The organism is Candidatus Jordarchaeum sp. (genome assembly GCF_052745115.1).
On record NZ_JBRAKS010000354.1, the window covers coordinates 1 to 3,969 of the forward strand.

5 protein-coding genes are annotated in these 3,969 nt (G+C 41.6%); 1 reads left to right on the forward strand and 4 read right to left on the reverse strand.

The genetic code is table 11. The features are described 5' to 3' along the window. Window positions 1-380: 380 nt before the first annotated feature. Window positions 381-1,658 (forward strand): double-cubane-cluster-containing anaerobic reductase, encoded by a 1,278-nt coding sequence (locus ACUVXA_RS17690; RefSeq protein ID WP_445872608.1) that lies wholly within the window; start codon window positions 381-383, stop codon window positions 1,656-1,658. 110 nt (window positions 1,659-1,768) lie between these two features. Here ACUVXA_RS17690 and hepT read toward each other — a convergent pair whose 3' ends face one another. The 4 genes from hepT to ACUVXA_RS17710 all read right to left on the reverse strand — a co-directional run bounded on the left by hepT (window position 1,769) and on the right by ACUVXA_RS17710 (window position 3,773). Then, window positions 1,769-2,200, reverse strand: a complete 432-nt coding sequence (gene hepT / locus ACUVXA_RS17695; protein ID WP_445872609.1) for a type VII toxin-antitoxin system HepT family RNase toxin — start codon at window positions 2,198-2,200, stop codon at window positions 1,769-1,771. Window positions 2,201-2,384: 184 nt separating this feature from the next. Next, window positions 2,385-2,840, reverse strand: a complete 456-nt coding sequence (mntA, locus tag ACUVXA_RS17700; protein ID WP_445872610.1) for a type VII toxin-antitoxin system MntA family adenylyltransferase antitoxin — start codon at window positions 2,838-2,840, stop codon at window positions 2,385-2,387. 191 nt (window positions 2,841-3,031) lie between these two features. Further along, window positions 3,032-3,346 carry a DUF6398 domain-containing protein gene (locus ACUVXA_RS17705; RefSeq protein ID WP_445872612.1) on the reverse strand — a complete coding sequence of 105 codons (315 nt, stop codon included), beginning with the start codon at window positions 3,344-3,346 and terminating at the stop codon, window positions 3,032-3,034. Window positions 3,347-3,620: 274 nt separating this feature from the next. Further along, a complete protein-coding gene (locus tag ACUVXA_RS17710; RefSeq protein ID WP_445872611.1) occupies window positions 3,621-3,773 on the reverse strand; it encodes a hypothetical protein in 153 nt (50 codons plus the stop codon). Window positions 3,774-3,969 lie beyond the last annotated feature (196 nt).

The following is a 3,969-nucleotide window of genomic DNA, read 5'->3' on the forward strand; positions in this document are numbered from 1 at the left end:
CCAAAATAAGGTCATTCCAGACCACTCACCGGCTGAAATGCGCCCCCCACACCTTTCACATACGGGGGCAAAATAAAATGATACAACCCTTGCAAAAACCGTTCTCCAGCTACGGAGATTGAAAGTTTTTTGTCTATAAAATTGTAGAATTTGGGTTTGTTTTCGGGTATTGGGTACATGTTTTATCCTTTGTTTGGGATGTTTGCGTGTTGTGGTTTTTTAGTTTGGAGGTGGGGGTTAAATTGGTGTGGTGTTATTTTTTTATTTCGTTTTTGGCTCTTTTGGCTGTTTTTTGGGGAAAGCTTTATATTATTTTTTTTAATACCTACTATTAATATTTTTAATATTAATTGTGAGTGGTCAAAAAAGAGGTTGTAGATATGGAGATTTATAGGAAGATTTGGCAGGAGTTGGATATGGATGTTGAGAAGCATGAACTGATTCTCACAAGGCTTCCCAACGCGTATCAGAGAGTGTTTCTCACCCAGAAGAATAGACCCAAGGCGATGGAGTACTATGACTATATAATCTCTGAATTGCACAAGTTGAGAATAAAGGAACTCTACGATTTTAAGGCTCAGGGAGGAAAGGTGGTTGGAGCCTTTTGCTTGTATCTTCCCCAAGAATTGGTTCTGGCTTCGGGCGCTGTGTTTGTTGGCCTATGTGGTGGTTCGAATTTCACAGTTCCAATCGCTGAACAGTTTCTGCCCAGGAATATTTGCCCTCTGATAAAGTCTTCCTTTGGGTTTAAGCTTTCTAGGGTTTGTCCATATTTTCAATCCTCTGATCTTTTGGTAGGGGAAACAACGTGTGATGGTAAAAAGAAGGTCTATGAATTGTTGGGTAACATTTGTTCTACTTATACTGTTGAGCTGCCACAGAAACCAGAAACCATGCAGTCTAGAGAACTGTTTCTGAAAGAGTTGAAGCTACTTGCGTCTAAACTTGAGGAGCTGACTGGGAACAGGATTACTGTTGAAAGTTTGAAAAATGCAATTGAGATGGTAAATGCGAAAAGAGAGGTGCTTGAGAGACTTAATAATACTAGAAAGGCGGTGCCTCCACCGATAAGTGGTAAGGATGTATTGCTTGTCAACCAAATTTCAATCAACGATGAGATTCAACGATTTATTAGGAAAACCAGTGAGCTTGTGGAAGAGTTGGAGGAAAGGGTTAGGAATGGTGTGGGTGTTGTTGATGTGGATGCTCCTAGAATTATGGTTTCGGGGTGTCCCATGGCTATACCGAACTGGAAGCTGCACAACATTGTGGAGAATAGTGGGGCGGTGATAGTTGTGGAGGAGTCCTGTGTGGGGACAAGATTTCTCAGTATGAGGCGGGTGGACAGTTCTCCCAATGATGTGGATGGTTTGCTAATATCACTGCTGGATGCCTGCCTAAGAATTCACTGTGCCTGCTTCACGCCAAATAGTGGAAGAATTGATGATATTCTCCAGATGGCTAAGTATTTCAAGGTGGACGGGGTTATACACTATTCACTGCAGACATGCCACGACTATAATATTGAGGCTCGCAAAATCGAGAGGACCCTTAAACAGGTTAACATACCAATGCTTGCTGTGGAAACGGACTACAGCGATGAGGATACTGGGCAACTCACCACGAGGGTGGAAGCGTTTCTGGAAATACTCAAGTAGAAATACATTCAAAAGGATACAAACAATCATCCATCTATTTATTGGCTCATAAGTATATTCTCGAATCAATATTTTGACTGACCACTTTCTCGGCTTTTTTTCTGTTTTGGTTATGGGTCTATCTTTTTTTCGTGTGCGTATTTTAGGATTTTCAGTGCTATTTTGAGTATATCGTGGTATTTTCTTTCCTTGAGTATGTTTAGGACAATGTTTGTGTTTACGTCCAAGTATGTGTGGACTATGATGTTTCTGAATCCGATTACCTTTTTGGCTGTTAGGCTTTCACTGTGGGACAACACTTTGTTTTCTGAGAGTTTTTCGGGCAGTTCTCCATATGTGGCTGGTGGTTTTTCGCCTAGTTCTGAGAGTAGGCGGGTGCTCAAGTCTATGAGGGATTGGATGCTTGTTTGGAGCATATGGAGAGCTGCGTTGAGAAGTGTGAAGTCGTTTATCACTTTTTGGGCTTCTTTTTCTTTGAGTAGCTGGTCTAATCCTTTTACATTTTTTCTTATGTGTTCTAGGCGTTCTTCTATTTCTCCCACGGTTTCACGCTCCCCGCAGTTCACAGCTTTGGGTGCCAGCTTGCGGAAGCCAATCTTTTTTCTTGGTTGTGGTGGTAGCTTGTTGACGTCTTGTTTTTCTTTTTGTGTGGTATTATGCTTTTGTTTTTTCCCTGTGTGTTTATTGTTAAATTTTTGGGAGGGGGTGTTTCTTTGAGAGTTTTGTTTATGGTTTCTTTGTGGATTTTGGGCTTGTTTCTGCTGTTAGGGTTTTTAGGTATTTTTCTCCTAGTTTTAGTTTTTCTTTGAATAGTTTGAAGTCGAGGTACAGGGAGATTGTTTTGTCTCGGAATTTTTTGTAGGATTCTTGGTTGCCTGTGACGAAGAGGCCGTCTCTCACAATTTTGAATAGGAGTTCTATGGGTAGGTCTTCTTGTAGGATGAGGATGTCTATTCGGTCTTCCACTACTTGTAGGTTTTTCGCCAAGTCCATTATGAGGTTGCTAACTTTGCTGTAGTTGGCTTGTGTGTGAAATTTGAGTGCTAGGTCTATGTCGCTTGTTTCTGTGAAGTCGCCGCGGGCAAAGGAGCCGTAGACTACTACGAAGTCTAGGTCTTCGACTTTATCAAAGAATGAGTTTAGACGCCTCAAAACTTCACTGGTTGATTCCAAGCCGGGCATTCCTTCTGTGTAGCTTTTAATTTTTAATTTTTTTCTATGGTTTTTACTCTAATCTTTTAGGGGTTGTGTTCTTATAAAAGAATGTTGGTGACATTTTTCAAAATTTTGTGGTTTGAAACGGCTGACAGCTGCTTTTTTGACGGTGAAGGCTTGAGGGGTGGGTTGATTTTCGGCACTGAAATTTTGTGTGTTTATTTTTCTTGGTTGCGTTTCCTCTGGATTATTTCTCGGTCTTCTGGTGGCAATGAGTCTATATTTACTATAAACCCGTTTATCGTTACAAGTTTAGAGAATGGATTGTGCTCCATAACTCTGGTTGTGGAGAACTCCCTGTCCCAGTGTCTCATTTTGAACATGTCGCGGATGAGCTTTGATTTCTGCGTGACGGTGTTTTTAAATGTTCCAAAATAGTTGCTTATGTCGCTGACACTAACGTATGGTTTGAAACTGGGGTCGAAGAGAAAGTTGATACTGCCTATAGCGTGAATAACTGCCGCGGCCCATATTTATTAAACAATTTCAGAAAGCGCAAAAATCATACTCCACACTTACTAAACTTCCCCCCCACATAGGTATAACAACCCGGTAGCGAATCAATCTTTAAGCAAGCCCACAATCCAATTAAACGCACAACCGAATAATCTTCAGAAACCACACCGGATTTCACACGAGCAAGCCTAGCTTTTCCACATCACCTTCTTCGACGATCTCCTCTTAAGGGGAGACCAATTTTCCACTTAACTAATGGGCTTTTAGCAGAGACGATGGGGCAAAACTTCTTCACCGCTGGGGGGTTGCCCCCCCCCTTGAGATAGCTTCATCAACAAGGTTGCGCAGCGTTCTCCCCGTTTCTATGAATGAGAATTTTTGGGAACCATTGAGGTCTTTGTGGAAGAGGGGCAAAAGCAAGTAGGTGAGCACAAGAAGTGGCATCTGGACTAGCACGTCGCTCAGAGAGTGGGCGATGAAGTGGTTTAGGTTGAAACTCTGACAGATGAAATAAATATTCATCCCATTCTTAACTTTCCAATCTTCGTTGCTCGAGGAACTTCTTTTTCAGAAGCCTTAAACCTGTTTTTTACTATTTGGGTGAGAGGTGTATTGATAGTTCTGTGGAATGTATTTTTCT